This is a genomic window from Pseudomonas fluorescens (genome assembly GCF_019212185.1).
Lineage (GTDB): Bacteria > Pseudomonadota > Gammaproteobacteria > Pseudomonadales > Pseudomonadaceae > Aquipseudomonas.
In genome coordinates this window covers 4729698-4747024 of record NZ_CP078138.1, presented here as the reverse complement: position 1 = coordinate 4747024, position 17327 = coordinate 4729698, and the positions used below count along the sequence as shown (strand labels likewise).

20 protein-coding genes are annotated in these 17327 nt (G+C 60.8%); 8 read left to right on the top strand and 12 right to left on the bottom strand.

From position 1 onward, the window contains the following. The first annotated feature begins 10 nt into the window (after window positions 1-10). The 3 genes from KW062_RS21090 (at window position 11) to KW062_RS21080 (ending at window position 1709) form a co-directional block, all read left to right on the top strand. A complete protein-coding gene (locus KW062_RS21090; protein ID WP_027620196.1) occupies window positions 11-247 on the top strand; it encodes a glutaredoxin family protein in 237 nt (78 codons plus the stop codon). Window positions 248-413: 166 nt separating this feature from the next. Then, window positions 414-734, top strand: a complete 321-nt coding sequence (locus KW062_RS21085; RefSeq protein ID WP_027620197.1) for a transcriptional regulator — start codon at window positions 414-416, stop codon at window positions 732-734. A gap of 84 nt (window positions 735-818) precedes the next feature. Then, window positions 819-1709, top strand: a complete 891-nt coding sequence (locus KW062_RS21080) for a pseudouridine synthase (RefSeq protein WP_105753759.1) — start codon at window positions 819-821, stop codon at window positions 1707-1709. 66 nt (window positions 1710-1775) lie between these two features. Here KW062_RS21080 and KW062_RS21075 read toward each other — a convergent pair whose 3' ends face one another. Further along, window positions 1776-1997: a YgdI/YgdR family lipoprotein gene (locus KW062_RS21075; RefSeq protein ID WP_027620199.1), complete on the bottom strand. Its 222-nt coding sequence runs from the start codon at window positions 1995-1997 to the stop codon at window positions 1776-1778. Window positions 1998-2073: 76 nt separating this feature from the next. Then, complete coding sequence (gene mobA / locus KW062_RS21070; protein ID WP_027620200.1) at window positions 2074-2676, bottom strand: molybdenum cofactor guanylyltransferase MobA; 603 nt, start codon at window positions 2674-2676, stop codon at window positions 2074-2076. An 81-nt stretch (window positions 2677-2757) separates the two neighbouring features. Between mobA and moaB the strand changes: the two genes are divergently transcribed. Both moaB and KW062_RS21060 read left to right on the top strand, forming a co-directional pair. Continuing rightward, on the top strand, window positions 2758-3297 hold the full coding sequence (gene moaB / locus KW062_RS21065) for a molybdenum cofactor biosynthesis protein B (protein WP_027620201.1): 540 nt from the start codon (window positions 2758-2760) through the stop codon (window positions 3295-3297). After that, a complete protein-coding gene (locus KW062_RS21060) occupies window positions 3281-4507 on the top strand; it encodes a molybdopterin molybdotransferase MoeA (RefSeq protein ID WP_105753758.1) in 1227 nt (408 codons plus the stop codon). Before moaB ends, KW062_RS21060 begins: the two co-directional genes overlap by 17 nt. 64 nt (window positions 4508-4571) lie before the next feature. Here the strand turns inward: KW062_RS21060 and KW062_RS29040 are convergent, their stop codons facing one another. Continuing rightward, window positions 4572-4904: a hypothetical protein gene (locus KW062_RS29040; protein ID WP_256350831.1), complete on the bottom strand. Its 333-nt coding sequence runs from the start codon at window positions 4902-4904 to the stop codon at window positions 4572-4574. A gap of 244 nt (window positions 4905-5148) precedes the next feature. On the opposite strand from KW062_RS29040, the gene yegS reads away from it, so the two are divergent. Next, window positions 5149-6042 (top strand): lipid kinase YegS, encoded by an 894-nt coding sequence (gene yegS, locus KW062_RS21050; protein ID WP_027620204.1) that lies wholly within the window; start codon window positions 5149-5151, stop codon window positions 6040-6042. 5 nt (window positions 6043-6047) lie between these two features. Here yegS and KW062_RS21045 read toward each other — a convergent pair whose 3' ends face one another. The 3 genes from KW062_RS21045 to KW062_RS29035 all read right to left on the bottom strand — a co-directional run bounded on the left by KW062_RS21045 (window position 6048) and on the right by KW062_RS29035 (window position 8347). Further along, on the bottom strand, window positions 6048-6707 hold the full coding sequence (locus KW062_RS21045; RefSeq protein WP_105753756.1) for a response regulator: 660 nt from the start codon (window positions 6705-6707) through the stop codon (window positions 6048-6050). Then, entirely contained in the window at window positions 6704-7597 is an 894-nt protein-coding gene (locus KW062_RS21040) for a sensor histidine kinase (protein ID WP_105753755.1), read from the bottom strand. The genes KW062_RS21045 and KW062_RS21040 overlap by 4 nt, the downstream gene beginning before the upstream one ends. Window positions 7598-7879: 282 nt before the next feature. Further along, a complete protein-coding gene (locus KW062_RS29035) occupies window positions 7880-8347 on the bottom strand; it encodes a hypothetical protein (RefSeq protein ID WP_081786397.1) in 468 nt (155 codons plus the stop codon). Between the two features lie 509 nt (window positions 8348-8856). Between KW062_RS29035 and KW062_RS21030 the strand changes: the two genes are divergently transcribed. Next, window positions 8857-9792 (top strand): chemotaxis protein CheV, encoded by a 936-nt coding sequence (locus KW062_RS21030; protein WP_027620208.1) that lies wholly within the window; start codon window positions 8857-8859, stop codon window positions 9790-9792. A 101-nt stretch (window positions 9793-9893) separates the two neighbouring features. Continuing rightward, window positions 9894-10700 (top strand): MOSC domain-containing protein, encoded by an 807-nt coding sequence (locus tag KW062_RS21025; protein WP_105753754.1) that lies wholly within the window; start codon window positions 9894-9896, stop codon window positions 10698-10700. A 68-nt stretch (window positions 10701-10768) separates the two neighbouring features. On the opposite strand, the gene ppnP is transcribed toward KW062_RS21025, so the two are convergent. The 6 genes from ppnP to atuC all read right to left on the bottom strand — a co-directional run bounded on the left by ppnP (window position 10769) and on the right by atuC (window position 17325). Next, complete coding sequence (gene ppnP, locus KW062_RS21020) at window positions 10769-11053, bottom strand: pyrimidine/purine nucleoside phosphorylase (RefSeq protein WP_027620210.1); 285 nt, start codon at window positions 11051-11053, stop codon at window positions 10769-10771. A gap of 73 nt (window positions 11054-11126) precedes the next feature. After that, window positions 11127-11675 carry an exonuclease domain-containing protein gene (locus KW062_RS21015; RefSeq protein ID WP_027620211.1) on the bottom strand — a complete coding sequence of 183 codons (549 nt, stop codon included), beginning with the start codon at window positions 11673-11675 and terminating at the stop codon, window positions 11127-11129. A gap of 70 nt (window positions 11676-11745) precedes the next feature. Next, window positions 11746-13707: an acetyl/propionyl/methylcrotonyl-CoA carboxylase subunit alpha gene (locus KW062_RS21010; RefSeq protein WP_105753753.1), complete on the bottom strand. Its 1962-nt coding sequence runs from the start codon at window positions 13705-13707 to the stop codon at window positions 11746-11748. A gap of 25 nt (window positions 13708-13732) precedes the next feature. Then, the gene (locus KW062_RS21005) at window positions 13733-14530 is read right to left on the bottom strand and encodes an enoyl-CoA hydratase/isomerase family protein (RefSeq protein ID WP_105753752.1); all 798 of its coding nucleotides are present in this window, start codon (window positions 14528-14530) and stop codon (window positions 13733-13735) included. Beyond that, complete coding sequence (atuD, locus tag KW062_RS21000) at window positions 14527-15684, bottom strand: citronellyl-CoA dehydrogenase (protein ID WP_027620214.1); 1158 nt, start codon at window positions 15682-15684, stop codon at window positions 14527-14529. Before atuD ends, KW062_RS21005 begins: the two co-directional genes overlap by 4 nt. A gap of 24 nt (window positions 15685-15708) precedes the next feature. Continuing rightward, window positions 15709-17325 (bottom strand): geranyl-CoA carboxylase subunit beta, encoded by a 1617-nt coding sequence (gene atuC, locus KW062_RS20995; protein WP_027620215.1) that lies wholly within the window; start codon window positions 17323-17325, stop codon window positions 15709-15711. Window positions 17326-17327 lie beyond the last annotated feature (2 nt).

The following is a 17327-nucleotide window of genomic DNA, read 5'->3' as shown; positions in this document are numbered from 1 at the left end:
TTTGTATGTCATGCCTCCTGAATGCCAGTTGTTCGGCACCCTTGGTTGCCATCTGTGTGAACTCGCCGAAGACGTGCTGATGCCACTGGTCGAGCACGGACTAATGGTGGAGTTGGTGGACATTGCCGAGCGCGAGTCCATGGTTGAGGCCTATGGCTTGCGGATTCCAGTGTTGCGCAGGGTCGATACAAGTGCCGAGCTGGACTGGCCGTTCGACGCTGATCAGGTTGTCGCGTTTCTGCTCTAAATCTCCCTCGTTTCCTTGCGCGTAACGTCCCCGTTGGTCGTGCCTATCCAGTATCCCGTTGGCGCCCGCCGATTTATTCCTGTACTGTATGCCTGTACAGTTATTTGGTTTTCGGGCGGCAGTTGGCTTGCCTGAACAGGTGCGACGGAAAAGAGAGGGGCGCGACATGATCAAGGTCGAACAGTTGAAAGCCAGCGTGAATCGGATGTCCGCCGATGTGGTGCGTGAGGCGGTGCGCGAGCTGCAGCTTGATGGCCTGGTGACGGAAGGAAAGACACCCTTCAATAAAGTCCATTTCAATACTTGCTTTGCCGAGATTGAAGCCTTGTTTCAGCGGGCTGGCTATCACCGGCAACTGGATGTTGTCGGGTATCAGGGTTTGCTTTACGCACTTTATGATCCGGGGCGCTGGGAGGCGGTGGACGTGTTGCGCTGGTTGAAGGAGTTCACCGAGGCTGCGGTGGTGCGTGACTCAATGACTGCCTGAGGCCTGCCACCGGCGATCGCGTATTAGGTGTAGAGGGGCTCGTTGCTGGATAATGCCCGTCTGCAAAAACGGTCGAGCCTTTCTATGTCCACCCCAATGTTTTCCGCCGCACACAATCAGGCCAGCACGCTGTACCTGCCTCCGGGCTCCTGGGTAACCGTGCTCGACTGCCTGTGTGAACACTTCAGTGCCATTAGCCGTGAACAGTGGCTGGACCGGATTGCCCGAGGGCGCGTACTGGACGCGCATGGCCAGCCGATTGCTTTTGACCTGGCATATAAAGAAGGCCTGCGAGTCCATTATTTTCGTGAAGTGCCCGATGAAAAACACATACCGGTGGAGGAAGCGATCCTGTTTGCCGATGAGCATCTGGTGGTCGCCGACAAGCCACACTTCCTGCCGGTGACCCCGGCGGGTGAGTATGTCGAGCAGACGTTGCTTCGGCGCTTGATCCGGCGTCTGGATAACCCCCATTTGGTACCGCTGCACCGTATCGACCGGCACACCGCCGGGCTAGTGCTGTTTTCCGCCGATCCACGGAGCCGCTCCGCGTATCAAGCGTTGTTCCCCACGCGGCAGATCGACAAGCACTATGAAGCGATCGCCAGGGCACTGCCGCAATTGTCCTTTCCGTTGGTGCACAAGAGTCGACTGGTCGATGGCGAACCGTTTTTCCGCATGCAGGAGGGGCCTGGCGTAGTCAATACGGAGACGGCGGTAGAGGTCCTGGAAAAGAACGGCGAGCTATGGCGCTATGGGCTGTATCCGGTCACGGGCAAAAAGCACCAGTTACGCGTTCACATGACGGCGCTGGGTGCCAGCATCTGCAACGATCCGTTCTATCCCCATGTGGTGAAAGACGCCGTGGACGATTATGCCCATCCATTGAAGTTATTGGCCAAGGGGTTGCGCTTTACCGATCCGCTCAGTGGTCTGGAGCGGACGTTCGAAAGCCGGATCAAGCTGGCCTGGTGAGAGGTTTTTACTGGCCCAGATGCAACAATGCCCACGCGGGGCGGGCATTGAGCGCAGGGTCGACGCTTACAGGTCTTTAACGGTGCGAACCTGATCCTTGTTGATACGGGTTTGCTTGCCGTCCAGTTGCTCGAACTCGTAGAAGCCGGTGTCGGAATCAAATTTAGGGGTATCGACCGACTGGATTTCGCGACCGTCATTCAAGGTGATGACTGCAGGCGATGAGCAACCGGCGAGCGTGGCCAGGCCCAGGGCGAGCATGAAAGTGGCGAGTGTCCGTTGAGTCATGAGAGGTCTCCGCAAGTGAATTCTAAAAGAGTCTGAACTTAAGACGTGAAGCACGCCGGCAAGTTCCTTGACGTCGTCATTCTGACAGGGGGTCATGCAGTGCTAACAGTTCGGGTGTATTGAGATTGGCCAGGCGTCGATCGTTCTCCGGACACTGTAAAGACCGGGCGCCAAGCGTGCGCATGATCTTGCCGGGACTGCGCTCACCATTGTTCCAGGCACGTTCGAACTCATCCGCCAGTGCAACCGGAATGACGCAAAGCAGTGGTTCCCAGTGTTCACCCTGACGAAGCATCAGCGGTTTTTCAGGGTGCTGGAGGGCCGTATCAAGCATGTCCTGCAACAGCTGCGTGTCGATCCGTGGTACATCGCATGGCAGCACCATCAGATGGCTATGCCGGGCGGCTGCAAGGCCTGCACGTATGCCTGCCAGTGGGCCGGGGAAGTCGTTGATTTCGTCATGCACGAGTCGGTCGGCATATTGGGCGTAGCGTTCAACATTGCGATTGCAGGAAATGAGCAGATCATCCGTCATGTCGCGCGTGCGCTCGTGCAGGTGAGCGATAAGCGGCTGGCCATGCCATTCCAGCAGCCCTTTGTCCTGGCCATTCATGCGCTGGCCGCGGCCTCCAGCCAGGATCAGAATCGAGCAGGTGAATGACTGGAAGTTCGAGACCATGGGGCATCTCCATCGGTGCGGCAAAGTAAACTGGCGCTGTGATATAACACCGGGCTGTTTCTCCTACAACTGGACGAGCCTATGAAAGCCAAGGCTGAAGTGCCTTTCGCCCCGCTGAACATTGCAGTGCTGACCGTCAGCGACACCCGCACGCTTGAAACCGATACGTCCGGACAGGTCTTCGTCGACCGCCTGGGCGCGGCCGGACACAATCTGGCTGCACGGGTGTTGCTCAAAGATGACCTGTACAAAATTCGTGCACAAGTGGCCACCTGGATTGCTGACGATGTGGTTCAAGTCGTGTTGATTACCGGCGGCACCGGGTTCACCGGTCGTGACAGCACACCGGAAGCCGTCAGTTGCCTGCTGGACAAGCAGGTGGACGGCTTTGGTGAGCTGTTTCGCCAGATATCGGTGGCGGACATCGGCACCTCGACGGTCCAGTCCCGCGCGTTGGCAGGTCTGGCCAATGGCACGCTGGTGTGCTGCCTGCCGGGTTCCACCAACGCAGTGCGCACTGGCTGGGATGGAATTCTCGCTGAGCAACTGGACTCGCGCCACCGCCCGTGCAATTTCGTACCGCACCTGAAACAGGCGGCACCTTGTGAATCCCGTGGGTAAGCCTGGCAAAAGCGGCAGTTTGCTGCCGGTTGAAGTGGCACTCGCCCGTCTGCTGGAAATGGCCGACGCGACGCCGATACTCGAGCGTGAGCGATTGCCGCTGGCGGCGACCGAGGGGCGTGTGCTCGCCGAGGATCTGCAGTCTACCCTGGACTTGCCGCCCTGGCCCAACAGCGCCATGGACGGCTACGCATTGCGCGTTGCCGACTGGATGGGCGAGCCCTTGGCGGTCACGCAGAAAATCTTTGCGGGCATGGCCCCTGAGCCGCTGCAGCCAGGCACTTGCGCGAGAATCTTCACCGGTGCTCCGGTACCGGCCGGCGCTGACTGCGTGGAAATGCAGGAGAACGCCGAAGTGCTGGCCGACCAGCGCGTGCAGTTCAGCGAGGCGCTTCATCCCGGGCAGAACATCCGCCCGCAAGGTCAGGAAACCACGGTTGGCGAGTTGGTACTGAGCGCCGGTACCCGCCTGGGACCGATCGAGCAGGGACTCGCAGCGTCACTGGGGTGTGCGGAATTGGACGTGGTGCGCAAAGTGCGCGTCGCAGTCCTTTCGACGGGCGATGAGTTGGTTGAGCCTGGTCAGACGCTCGGTCCGGGACAGATTTACAATAGCAACCGGGTGTTGCTGTGTAGCTGGCTGAAGCGCTTGGGCTGCGATGTCGTGGATGCGGGAATTCTCCCCGATAACCTGCAAGCCACCCGTGAACGTTTGACTGCGCTGGATGGGGTCGACCTGATTCTCTCCACCGGTGGCGTGTCGGTCGGTGAAGCCGACTTCCTCGGCGTCGCCTTGCGTGAGGCCGGTGAGTTGACCTTGTGGAAATTGGCGATCAAACCCGGAAAACCACTGACGGTTGGCCATTTTCAGGGCGTGCCGGTGATCGGACTGCCAGGCAACCCGGCTTCGACACTGGTGACGTTTGCCCTGCTGGCGCGCCCCTACCTGCTGCGTCGCCTAGGTGTACAGGAGCTTACGCCGTTGCAATTCCGGGTGCCTGCGGGATTCGACTGGCCGAAAGCGGGTAATCGTCGAGAGTACCTCCGTGGTCGCCTGGAGCAGGGGCGGGCAATTATCTACCGCAATCAGAGCTCGGGTGTGCTGCGCAGTGCGGCTTGGGCAGAAGGCCTTGTCGAAGTGCTGGAAGAGCGAACCCTGGGCGAAGGTGACTGGGTCAATTTCATTCCGCTAAGCGAAGTTCTCGGCTGAAGCGCCTCGTCAGGCCGGCAATGCCTGGTATTGCCTGGGCCTGGCGTGCGGGTTGTGCGCTCCGTCAGTTGAGCAACGCTACCAGTTGATCGAAGCGGCTGTTGGCAATCCAGCAGGCCAGCCCGATCAGCACGGTGATGATGCCCGTTGAAAACCCCAGCCTGTTCCTGATGGATTTCAGCTCCTCATGGAGCTGTTGCTGGTGCTTGCGCAGCTCGTTCAACTGAGTCTCCAGTTCCGCGATGCGAGGGCCCATATCGGCTCCTTTTTGAGGATCGTGGGAGTGCGCTTGTTGATCGCCCCTGAGCACCGAATCTGCCAGATTGGCATTGATGGCCGGGGTTGCAGGAGTTTTTGCGATGGAGCGGGTTGCTGCCTGTAACACGGTTCCATTCATATGCCTGTTCGTCCTTGTATGTTTCCAATTGGTTCCAGATGACTGCCGACACACGGTGTTCCAATATCAGTGCACCGTCAATCCGGCTAATTCGTCACTGGCTGTAAGAAAAAACTCGATGTTTAGCGCAGTTCATAAGGGCTGGTGGGACGATTGCGCCCCGGTATTTCATTTTTGACGGATCCTTTCTCACTCGCGCATGGTCAACATCTGTCAGATGTCAGGTAATCAATGGGGACAGATGATGAGTGAGCGAAAGGCACTGTTGATTTTGCATGGCAAGCAGGCGCTGAACGAGGAGGTTCGGGCCGCGGTGGAGGAGAAGCGCCAGCAAGGCTGGGAGTTGGCGGTTCGCCTGACCTGGGAAGCTGGCGATGCGCAACGCCTGGTGCAGGAGGCCATAGCCGCGGGTTATAGCCAACTGATTGCCGGTGGCGGCGACGGCACCTTGCGCGATATTGCCGAGGCGATGGCGGCCGACTCAGGGCAAGCCAGCCTGGTGCTTCTGCCCCTGGGCACGGCCAATGATTTTGCTCGTGCCGCCGGTGTTTCCCTGGAGCCACGCGAAGCGTTGTCGCTGCTCGATGTGCCGGCCCGCGCCATCGATCTGGGGGAGGTTGGCGGACAGGTGTTCTTGAACATGGCAACCGGTGGATTCGGGAGTCAGGTCACGGCCAATACCTCTGAAGATTTGAAGAAGATGCTCGGCGGCGCAGCCTATCTGTTCACCGGACTGACTCGTTTCAGTGAGCTGCATGCCGCCTATGCCGAGTTGCAGGGACCAGACTTTCACTGGCACGGCGAGTTACTTGCGCTGGGAATTGGTAACGGTCGCCAGGCCGGGGGCGGGCACGAACTGTGCCCGCAGGCGTCGATCGACGATGGCTTGCTGGATATCAGCATCCTTCCTGCCCCCCAGGATGTGGTGGGCACGCTCAAGGACCTGGTGGCCGATGGCTGGGGGCTGGATAACCTGTTTGTCCGTGCACGGCTGCCATGGGTCGAGATCAAGGCAGCGGAAGGGCTCTCCATCAACCTCGATGGCGAACCACTGGACGGTGACAACATGCGCTTTGCCATACGTCCAGGTGCCTTGCGAGTGCACTTGCCGCAGGACTCGCCGTTACTCCAGAGCTGACCCGTTCAGTCGTCGAGGCTGATGATTTGTTCTCGCACGGCAAACAATACGAGACCTGCCACGTCGAAGATCTGCAGTCGCTTCATGATCTGCGAACGGTGGGTTTCCACGGTTTTGATGCTCAGCCCCAAACCGCCGGCAATCTCGCGGGTGGACTTGCCGCGCACGATCAGGCGCAGGATTTCCAGTTGTCTTGCGGTCAGTTCATGCGCACGTGTGGATGCCATGGAAGGGGGGTGCCCTTGACCGAGCGCCTGATTGATCACGGTGTGAGCGATGGCCGGGCTCAGGTAACGTTCATTATCGCGCAAGGCTGCAAGCGCATGCTCCAGTTCGGTTGCCGTGGTGTCCTTGAGCAAATAGCCATGGGCGCCGGATTCCAACGCACGCATGATCATCGCCGGGTCAGTGTGCATCGACAGGATCAGGACCTTACACAGTGGCCGCTGTGCTTTGAGTGTGGTCAATGCCTCAAGCCCTCCCACCTGCTTCATGGACAGATCCAGCACAACGATGTCGGGATTCAGGATCTGGACCATTTCCACGGCCTGGGCACCATCCTCGGCCTCGCCAATCACGCGGTAGCCGGGAATGTCCATGACCAGCGCGCGCACCCCGGCGCGGATCAGTGAGTGGTCGTCCACCAGCAGCAAGTTACAAGTCAATGGGCAACCTTATTCGTGTTGGCTCGTTGGAGGGTGCGGGGTGTCCAGGGAAACAGTGCATCGATTTGCGTGCCCTCGCCTGGCGCGCTGGTAATCGTCAGTGTGCCGCCGAGTTGTTCAACCCGTTCCGCCATGCCCGACATGCCGCGCTGACCCTCCTGGGCTGGACAAGTGGCCGGGGCAAAGCCTTGCCCATCATCACTGATGCGCAGCGCGAGCCCTTCTGGTGTACGTTGCAGGCGGACCCACAAATTGTTGGCCTGGGCGTGGCGCAGAACATTGGTCGTGGCTTCCTGGGTGATGCGGAACGCTGCCACGGCCATCTCCTCGGCAATTCCATTGAGCTGTTGCTGGCACTCCAGGCTCCAGTGCACGCTGGTTTTGGCCAGCGTCTTGAGCAGATGGGCGCGTAAACTGGCTTCCAGACCCAGGCTGGAAAGTTGCCTGGGGTTGAGCGCTGCGGACACATCGCGCACTTTTGCCAGGGTTTCTTCCAGGGTCTCGCCCACTACACCGCAGTGGCTTTGCAGTTCCGCCGGCAGGCGGCGCCGCAGCCATTCGTTTTGCAGTTTGGCTGCGGTCAGTAACTGGCCGATATCGTCGTGCAATTCGCGACTCAATCGATGACGTTCGTTCTCCTGAACCTGCAACAGGCGGTCGGCCAGCTCCTGGGGTTGGAACTTGATCGACCTGCGCAACCGCAGGTACTGGTGAAACACGCCGCCCGCTGCGCTCAGGCTCAGCACAACCAGGGGCAGTGGCAATGGCAGGGACAGGTAATAGGTCGCCAGACAACCCAATGCCGTGCCGATGCAGAGCAACAGGGTCAGTCGCTGAACGTTTTGTCGAGAGGGGCGCCAGGCGGTGACTGATCTGAGGCTGGCGTGCATGGCGCGGAGGACCCATGGATGTTCGTTGTGGGCTGGCCGGTCAGGTGGATTGACTGGAGTGGTCGGCTTCAAATCGGAGCAGTCTGCAAGTCAACAACGAGTTTTGCACTGTAAGGATCGGGTGCCGCTCTGGATCCAGAGTGCCATTAATGTAGCGTCAATTATTTGGTGCGCATGTTACCACCTAATAGATGCCGGGTCGCGCCATGGAACCGGCCAGCTTGCAACTTCATCGTCGGCCGGCTTTGGGGGCAGAGGGGGGCGGCGGGCCGTCGGTGGATCTCACGCGCGCTTTGCCTGTAACGGGGGAGCAAAGCCAGTGGCAGGAACTGAGAACTGCAAGGGGGCGCCGTTGAGGTCCAGGGTCAGGCGTTCCAGGAGGGCTGCTTGCTCCTCGGTGTCAAGGCCGAGTTCGCCCGTATGGAGATCGACCAGTTCAAGTTGCCAGGCCATCAACGTCAGGCACGCCTGCAAGGAATCCAGCGCTTGGGCGTGCAGGTCGACTTGTCGGTGGGCCTGGCTGAGTACGGCATGGATACCGTTGGCGAACCGCGAAACAGTGCCAAGCGCCAGTACATCCGCGCGGTTAGCCAGGACCTGCAACGTATCGAGCAGGCAGCGGACGGCATCCGCATCGTTTCTGATGAGTTGCAAATGGACCAGGCATTCCTCGGATCGGGCGAGCAGTGTCTCGGCTTCGACCAGAAATTCAGGTAGGCGGGGATTCCAGTTTTTCCGTTCGTTCAACATGCTTTTCTCCACGACCTGAAGTCAGGTGATGCAATGGGGCGTCGGGTGAACGGGAGTAAGTTACTGCTAGCCGTCGAACCAAGTCTGTAGGACGGTTCCGGTTTTTCGTCTGTGGCGCTGCGAATTGTCGAAGCGGCGCTGGGCCGCCATTCTCTGATTGAGTGTTTTGATGGGGTATCGAAAGGGCCGGGTTTCGGCTCCATGATCAAAAACAAAAGCCTGACTCCATTCATGCAATGAGAATGGCGTCACATTAATGGCAATTAGATATCGCGAATATCAGGGTGGTCCCGATTGCCCATAGGGGAATCCCTGATAAGGGGTCAGCGCAGGTGGATTGCCGGCAGGTGTTGCGCTAAAGAGACGGGAACAATGGCTCACCCAGTAGAGCATGATGTCAGTTCGACATCAATTTTTTTGCCGAAGCCGTTATTTCAGCAGTCAAGATGTGCTCGCGTACGCCGATACGCTGCATGACTGAATTCATCGAACCCCCCCAGGAGTCTTTAATGGCCGGCATTCTCGACACGGTAGATCAACGCACCCAACTGGTGGGTGAGAACCGCCTGGAAATTCTCATGTTCCGCCTCGCCGGTCGGCAATTGTTCGCGATCAACGTGTTCAAGGTTCAGGAGGTCCTGCAACTCCCCAAGCTGACCCTGATGCCACACCGTCATCCCTTTGTCTGCGGGGTGGTCAATCTGCGCGGTCAGACCCTGCCGGTCATCGACCTGTCCCAGGCCATTGGCATGCGCCCGCTGGTGCCCGGGGTCAACAGCACCATCATCGTCACTGAGTACAACCGCTCGGTGCAGGCGTTCCTGGTGGGGGGCGTGGATCGCATCGTCAACATGAACTGGGAAGCCATTCTGCCGCCGCCTTCCAGCGCGGGCCGCCAGCACTACCTGACGGCCATCAGCAAGGTCGACGAGCAGTTGGTCGAGATCATCGACGTGGAAAAAGTCCTGGCGGAAATCGTTCCCTACAGCGCCAAGGTCTCGCGCGAGAAGCTCGAAGACCCGCTGCTGGAGCAGGCTCGCGGACGTGAAGTGCTGCTGGTGGACGATTCCAACGTGGCCCTGGCGCAACTGCGCGAGACTCTTGGCCAATTGGGGGTGAAGATGCACATTGCCAGTGATGGCCTCAAGGCGTTGAGGATGCTCAAAAGCTGGGCGGACAGCGGCGTGGACATGAGCGAAAAGCTGCTGATGGTCTTCACCGACGCGGAGATGCCGGAAATGGATGGCTATCGCCTGACCACCGAAATCCGCAACGATCCGCGCCTGCGCAGCCTGTACGTGGTGCTGCATACCTCGTTGTCCGGCAGCTTCAACGAGTCGATGGTGAAGAAGGTTGGTTGCGACAACTTCCTCTCGAAATTCCAGCCGGACAAGTTGGTCGACGTGGTGCGCCAGCGTCTGTTGCTTGATCAAGTCCCGGCCTGATCATCGCGCAATGACGGCGGGTGGCCAGGCGCCTGGCATCAGCCTTTGATTCAGCGCCAAAGCTCGTATAGGGTGGCGCTTTGCCTAACAGGGAGCTGGCCATGTTGCGTCTGAGTGCGCTTTACCGTTTTCCACTGAAATCCGGCAAGGGCCAGGCCCTGCACCAGGCGAGCCTCGACAAGCTGGGGCTGGCCGGTGACCGTCGCTGGATGTTGGTGGATGAGGCCTGCGGGCGCTTCCTGACGCAGCGTGCGGTGCCGAGCATGAGTCAGTTGTCGGCGCTGTGGAATCCTGCCGGCGGCTTGACCCTGGCCGCGCCCGGGCATTCATCGATTGAAGTGGACTTGCCCGCCGACGATGCCCAATTGCGTGGCGTGACCATCTGGCGCGATACCTTGCGCGTTCCGGACGCCGGCGCTGCTGCTGCGGCCTGGGTCAGCGAGTTCATTGGCAAGCCGACTCGACTGGTGCAGGTGCCGGAAGATCGTGCGCGCCTCACCGAGGCGGGTTATGGCCGCGACGATGACAAAGTCGCTTTCGCCGACGGCTATCCATTGTTGTTGATTGGTCAGGCGTCGCTGGATGATTTGGTACAGAAGGTCGGTCGCCCGCTGGAAATGCTCAGGTTCCGGCCGAACCTGGTGATCGAGGGCGCAGAGGCGTTCGCCGAGGATGGTTGGAAACGCATCCTGATCGGCGACGTCGAGTTTCGGGTGGTCAAGCCGTGCTCGCGCTGCATCCTCACCACCATTGATCCGCAGACTGGCGTGCGCAGTGAGGACCGCGAGCCACTGGCAACGCTGCAGAAATACCGCGCCCAGACGGATGGCGCGATGTTCGGGCAGAACTTGGTGAATGACGCCAACGGCTTGCTCGAAGTCGGCATGCCGGTGACCATTCTCGAATGAAACCTTAAGCCCTGAACGCAAAATGCCCGTGTCCTGCGACACGGGCATTTTTGTTTTAGCGGATTGCCTTAAGCGAGGTATTCGCACAGGTAGGCCGTGTCGACCGCGACTTTCAGCTGGAACTTGCTGTTGGCCGGGACGTTGAACTGGCTGCCGGCGGCAAAGGTCTGCCAGTCGGTGCTCTCAGGCAACTTGACGGTCAGCGCACCGGAAACCACGTGCATGACTTCGCGCTGGCTGGTGCCAAATTCATATTCGCCCGGTGCCATGACGCCGATGGTAGCCGGACCTTCGGCGGTGCCGAAGGCGATCGACTTGACGGTGCCGTCGAAGTACTCGTTGACTTTAAACATGGGCGGTTCCTCGAAAAGGGCTAAAAAGGCCGGCCAGTATGCACAAGGCCATTTCGCCCGTCACCTGTTGCCCTCAAGGATTGGCCGGCAGTGTCAGCGGCAGCAGGCGCGCGGTGTTGCGCGCATCCTCCAGCGCCCGGTGTTGTTGCCCGCTGAATTGCAGGCCGGCCAGTTGCAGGGCGGCATTGAGCCCCAACGGCCGCTCCAGGCGCCGGGCCTTGGCGAAGCGCTGCTTGAGGTTCATGTGCGGCACGCGGCTCAGGGCGCTGTCGAGTTGCAGGCGCTGCCATTCCTGAAGCAATTGCCGACGATCGTAGTCGCCCCAACTGGCCCAGCCTTCCAGGCGGCTGTGGTGCTGGCCGAGCCAGCGCTCGAACAGCGCCCAGACCTCGGCCAGCGGCTGGGCCGAGTCGATGTTGGCCTGGGTGATATGGGTCAGTTCCCGACAGAATGGCGTCAGCAGGGGGCGTCGCTGGGGCCGCACAAACCGCTGGAAATGGTCCAGCTCGCGGCCCTGGCGATTGACCAGGGTGGCGCCGATTTCGATGATTTCCATCTCTTCAATCGGCCAGCCACCGTCATCGGTTGTTGCTTCAAGATCAATTACCAGCCAATGAGGCATCGCCGCTTTCCTGATATCCGCGCACTGATGTGGCTGAGCGTAGCCAAACCCGGCGGATCCGCCTAGCGGCTTATTCAACCTCCAGCAGGATCTGGCGGTTTTTCACCTGGTCGCCCGGGTTGACCTGCAGGCGTTTGATCACCCCGTCAATGCCGGCCTTAAGCGGGTGCTCCATCTTCATCGCCTCCAGCACCAGCAGCAGTTGGCCCTTGTTGACCTGGCTGCCTTCGCTGACCAGCACATCGACAATCGCCCCATCCATCGGCGCTTTCAGTGTGCCGCTGGCAAGGCTGGTCTGGCCGGCGACAGGCGCCAGGGTCAGATCCTGCAGCACCAGGGCGCCCGGGCGAGTCCACAGCCACAGTTGCCCGCCGTTAAAGGCATAGGGATAGCGTCGGCGCAGGCCATTGATCTGTAGATGGGCGACTCGCGGGGTGATCTCCAGCAGGTGCAAGACCACGGATTCGCCCGCCACTTGAACACTCAACTGTGCTTCGCCCAGCGCTGCTATTTCAGTGCCCCAGCGTGCCTCCTGCAGGCCGATCTGCTGTTGCAGCGGCGCGCCGCTGTTGTTGCGCCAACCATTCAGTCCGGGCGCATGGACGCGAGCCGATTGGTGATAGAACAACGCCGCCGCGACTGCCAACTCCGCGGCACTGGGCGCGTGGGGCTTCAGGCTCGGATGGTCGTGGAAGTGCTTAGGGATAAAACCGGTGCTGAATTCCCCGGCGACGAAACCCGGATGATCAAGCAGCGCCGCGAGCAGGCGCTGGTTGGTCTGCACCCCCAGCAGGACCGAGTCTTCGATCGCCCGCAGCAATTTACGCCGGGCCTCCTCGCGGGTGGCTCCCCAGGCAATCACCTTGCCCAGCATAGGGTCGTAGAAGGGGCTGACCTGCTGGCCTTCGAGCAGGCCGTGGTCGATGCGCACCCCGTCTTCCAGAGCCGGCGCCCAGTGGCTGATCTGTCCGGTCTGCGGCAGGAAACCCTGGGCCGGATCTTCGGCGTACAACCGCACTTCGATGGCATGGCCGTTGATTTCGACCTGCTCCTGGGACAACGGCAGCGGCAAGCCTGCGGCGATATTCAGTTGCCAGGCCACCAGGTCCAGCCCGGTAATCAGCTCGGTCACCGGATGCTCGACCTGCAGGCGGGTATTCATCTCCAGGAAATAAAACTGCCCACGGCTATCGAGCAGAAACTCGACGGTGCCGGCGCCGACGTAGTTCACCGCTCGGGCTGCCTTGATGGCCGCCTCGCCCATGGCCCGACGCAACTCGGGCGTCATCACCGGGCACGGTGCTTCTTCGATGACTTTCTGATGCCGGCGCTGGATCGAACAATCGCGTTCCGCCAGGTACACCAGCTGGCCGTGCTGGTCTCCGAACAACTGGATTTCCACATGACGCGGATCGATCAACGCCTGTTCCAGGATCAACTCGTCACTGCCGAATGCATGCAGGGCTTCGGAGCGAGCCGTGCGCAGTTGTTCCGGCAACTGTTCGGCACTCTCCACCAGGCGCATGCCCCGTCCGCCACCCCCGGCGCTGGCCTTGATCATCAACGGAAAACCGATGCGCCCGGCCTCGCGCGCCAAGGTCGCATCGTCCTGCTCGGCACCCTGGTAACCGCCAATGCACGGTACGCCGGCGTCAAGCATGGCGAGCTTCGACAGGCGCTTGCTTCCCATTAGTTCGATGGCTTCAGGGCTTGGACCAATAAAAATCAGGCCGGCTTCAAGGCAGGCAGCGGCGAATCCGGCGTTTTCCGAAAGAAAACCGTAGCCGGGATGGACCGCATCGGCACCGCTGCGCCGGGCGGCGTCGATGATCGCTGCCGAATTGAGGTAGGACTGGGCCACGGCAGACGGGCCGATGTGCACGGCTTCATCGGCCAGGCGAACGTGCAGGGCGTCGGCATCGGCATCGCTGAATACTGCCACCGTACGATAGCCCAGGGCTTGGGCGGTGCGCTGGATGCGGCAGGCAATTTCACCGCGGTTGGCGATGAGGATTTTGCGCAAGGTCGGCATGCTTGAGTTCCCCAAGGGTGAGTGGTCAGGAGACCCAGTTCGGTTTGCGTTTTTGCACAAAAGCCAGAGTGCCTTCGATGCCTTCCGCACCGGTCACGGCGGTGCTGAACCATTCGGCGGCCTGGTCGAGCAAAGGGCCCAGCGGCTGTTCGGTGCTGGCCAGCAACAGCGCCTTGGTGACGGCATTGGCCCCCGGCGCGCAGCGCAGGACATCGACGAGCACCGCATCGAGGCGTTCGGCCAGCGCTTGCGGGTCGTGCTCGACAAAGTGCACCAGTCCCAGTCGATGGGCTTCGAGGCCATTGAAGCGGGCGGCGGTGAGGGCCAGGCGCCGGGTCTGGGTCAGGCCGATGCGTTGCACCACGAAGGGGGCGATCTGCGCGGGGAGCAGGCCCAGGCTGGTTTCTGGCAGACCGAATTGCGCCTGGTGATCGGCCAGGGCGATGTCACTGACGCAGGCCAGGCCAAAACCACCGCCGAGCACTGCGCCTTGCAACACGCAGATCAGCACTTGCGGGGCGTGCTGGGCTTCCTCCAGCAATGCACCGAAGGCGCGATTCAATTCGCGGTAGGCGTCAGCGCCCTGGGCGCGGGCGTTAGCCATGTCCTTGAGGTCGCCACCGGCGCAGAAGTGGCCGCCGGCACCGCCGAGCACCAGCGCGCGAACCTGTCGGTCATCACGCACCGCGGCCAACACTGCGCGTAATTCGCTGACCATTTGCAGGCTCATGGCATTGCGGCAATCGGCGCGGTTCAGGGTGATGTGCAGCACCGCGTTATGCAGTTCCAGCAGCAGGGTCTGGCAAGCGGGGAGGGCGGTCATTTTTTCTTCCCCGGCAGGATGCCCATCAACTTGCAGATGATCCCCAGCATGATTTCGTCGGCGCCACCGCCAATCGACACCAGGCGCACGTCACGGTAGGCGCGGGCCACCGGGTTGTCCCACATGAAGCCCATGCCGCCCCAGTACTGCAGGCAACTGTCGGTGACTTCGCGGCCCAGACGCCCGGCCTTGAGCTTGGCCATTGACGCCAGGCGGGTGACGTCCTGGCCGCGGATGTATTGCTCGGTGGCCTGATAGACCAGCGCCCGCAGGCATTCGATTTCGGTGGAGAGTTCGGCAAGGCGGAAGTGGATCACCTGGTTATCGATCAGGGCATTGCCGAAGGTCTTGCGCTCCTTGCAGTACTCGATGGTGCTGTCGACGCAGTACTCCAGGCCCTTGATCATGTTGGCCGCGCCAAACAGGCGTTCTTCCTGAAACTGCAGCATCTGCATCATGAACCCGGCGCCTTCATGGCCGATGCGATTGCGCTGCGGTACTCGCACGTTGTCGAAAAACACTTGGGCGGTTTCCGAGCTGCGCATGCCCAATTTGTCCAGGTGCGAGCTGAGGGAAATTCCGGGCGTGTTCATCGGCACCATGATCAACGATTTGTTGATGTGCGCCTTGTCGTCCGAAGTGTTTGCCAGCAGGCAGATGAAGTCGGCGCTTGGCGAGTTAGTGATCCACATCTTGCTGCCGTTGATCACGTAGTCGTCGCCGTCCTTGCGGGCGGTGGTTTTCAGTCCGGCGACGTCGGACCCGGCGCCGACTTCCGAGACGCCGATACAGCCGACCTGCTCGCCGGTGATGGCCGGGCGCAGGAACTCGTCACGCAACTCATCGGAACCGAAGCGCGCCAGCGCCGGGGTACACATGTCGGTCTGTACGCCGATCGACATCGGAATGCCGCCGCAGCGAATGGTCCCGAACTCTTCGGCGGCAACAATCGAATAGCTGTAGTCCAGCCCCATGCCGCCGAATTTTTCCGGCTTGGAAATGCCCAGCAGACCGAGGTCGCCGGCCTTGCGGAAAATCTCGTGGATGGGAAAACGCCCGGCCTTTTCCCACTCGTCGACGTGGGGATTGATCTCGCTGTCGACAAACTGTCGAACGGTGCGGCGCAGTGCTTCGTGTTCCTGGGTAAAAAGCATTTTTATTGTTCTCCTTGGGCCGGCCTAGAACCGGGCGACACCGAAACTGTTGGGTTGCAGTGGCCGAACCTCGGCTTCGTGGCAAATATCCAGCAGGTAACCGAGCAGCGTGCGGGTGTCCCGTGGGTCGATCAGCCCGTCGTCCCACAGGCTGGCGCTGCCGTAGAGCGCGGTGGACTGGCTGTCGAGTTTCTGCGCAGTGACCTGTTCGAGCATGTCCAGCACCTTGGGGTCGGGCACCAGGCCTTCCTTGAGTTGCCGCGCCTCGGTGACGATGCGTAGCACCTTGCCGGCCTGGGCACCACCCATCACAGCGGTGCGGCTGTTGGGCCAGGCAAAGATGAAGCGCGGATCGAGGCCGCGGCCGCACATTGCATAGTTGCCAGCGCCGTAAGAACCGCCGACCACGATCGTCAGTTTTGCCACCCGCGCGTTGGCCACCGCCTGAATCAGCTTGGAGCCGTGCTTGATCACCCCTTGTTGTTCCGACTCGGTGCCGACCATGAACCCGGTGGTGTTGTGGAAGAACAATAAGGGGGTCTGGCTCTGGTCGCAGAGCTGGATGAACTGCGCGGCCTTGCTCGCGCCCTGCGGGGTGATCGGGCCGTTGTTGCCGATGAAGCCGCAGGACCGACCCTGGATTTTCAGATGGCCGCAAAGGGTCTGTTGGTCGAACTCGCCCTTGAATTCCAGGAACTGCGAGCCGTCGGCAATCCGCGCGATGATTTCGCGCACGTCGTAGGGCTTTTTCGGATCCTGTGGAATCAGCCCCAGCAGTTCTTCAATGGGGTACAGCGGCTCGTCCCAGGTGCACGACGTGGCCACTGGCAGGCGCGCGTTCCACGGCAGCAGACCGACAATCTCACGCACCAGGCGAATGCCATCGGCGTCATTTTCGGCCAGGTACTCGGCGGTGCCGGCGATTTGCGCGTGCATCTGCGCGCCACCCAATTCCTCGTCGGTGGCGATTTCGCCGGTGGCCGCCTTGAGCAGCGGCGGGCCGGCGAGAAACAGCTTGGCCTTGCCACGCACCACCACCACGTAATCCGAGAGCCCCGGCTGGTAAGCACCACCGGCGGTGGCTGAGCCGTGGACCACGGTAATCTGAGGCAAGCCCATGGCCGACATCCGCGCCTGGTTGGCAAAGCTGCGAGCACCCTCGACGAAAATCTCAGCGGCGTAGTTGAGGTTGGCGCCGCCACTTTCCGCCAAGGTGATCACCGGCAGTTTGTTCTCCATGGCGATCTGTTGCAGGCGCAGGGATTTTTTCAGGCCGCTGGGGGAAATCGTGCCGCCCTTGATCGCACTGTTGTTGGCCACCACCAGCGCACGCACGCCGGACACGTAACCGATCCCGGCGATCAGGCCACCGCCCGCCTGGCTGCCGTCCTTGTCGTCATGCAATTTATAACCGGCCAGGCTCGCCAGTTCGAGGAACGGTGCCCCCGGGTCGAGCAACAGGTTCAGGCGTTCGCGTGGCAGCAATTGGCCGCGCTTGTCGAACTTGGGCTTGGCTTCGGCTGCCTTGTCCAGCAGCTTGCGCTCCAACTGGCGGATTTGCTCGATGCCCGCCAGCATCGCCTGGCGATTCTCTGCGTAGGCTTGGCTTTGCGGGTCGAGTTGAGTTTCGAGTATCGGCATCG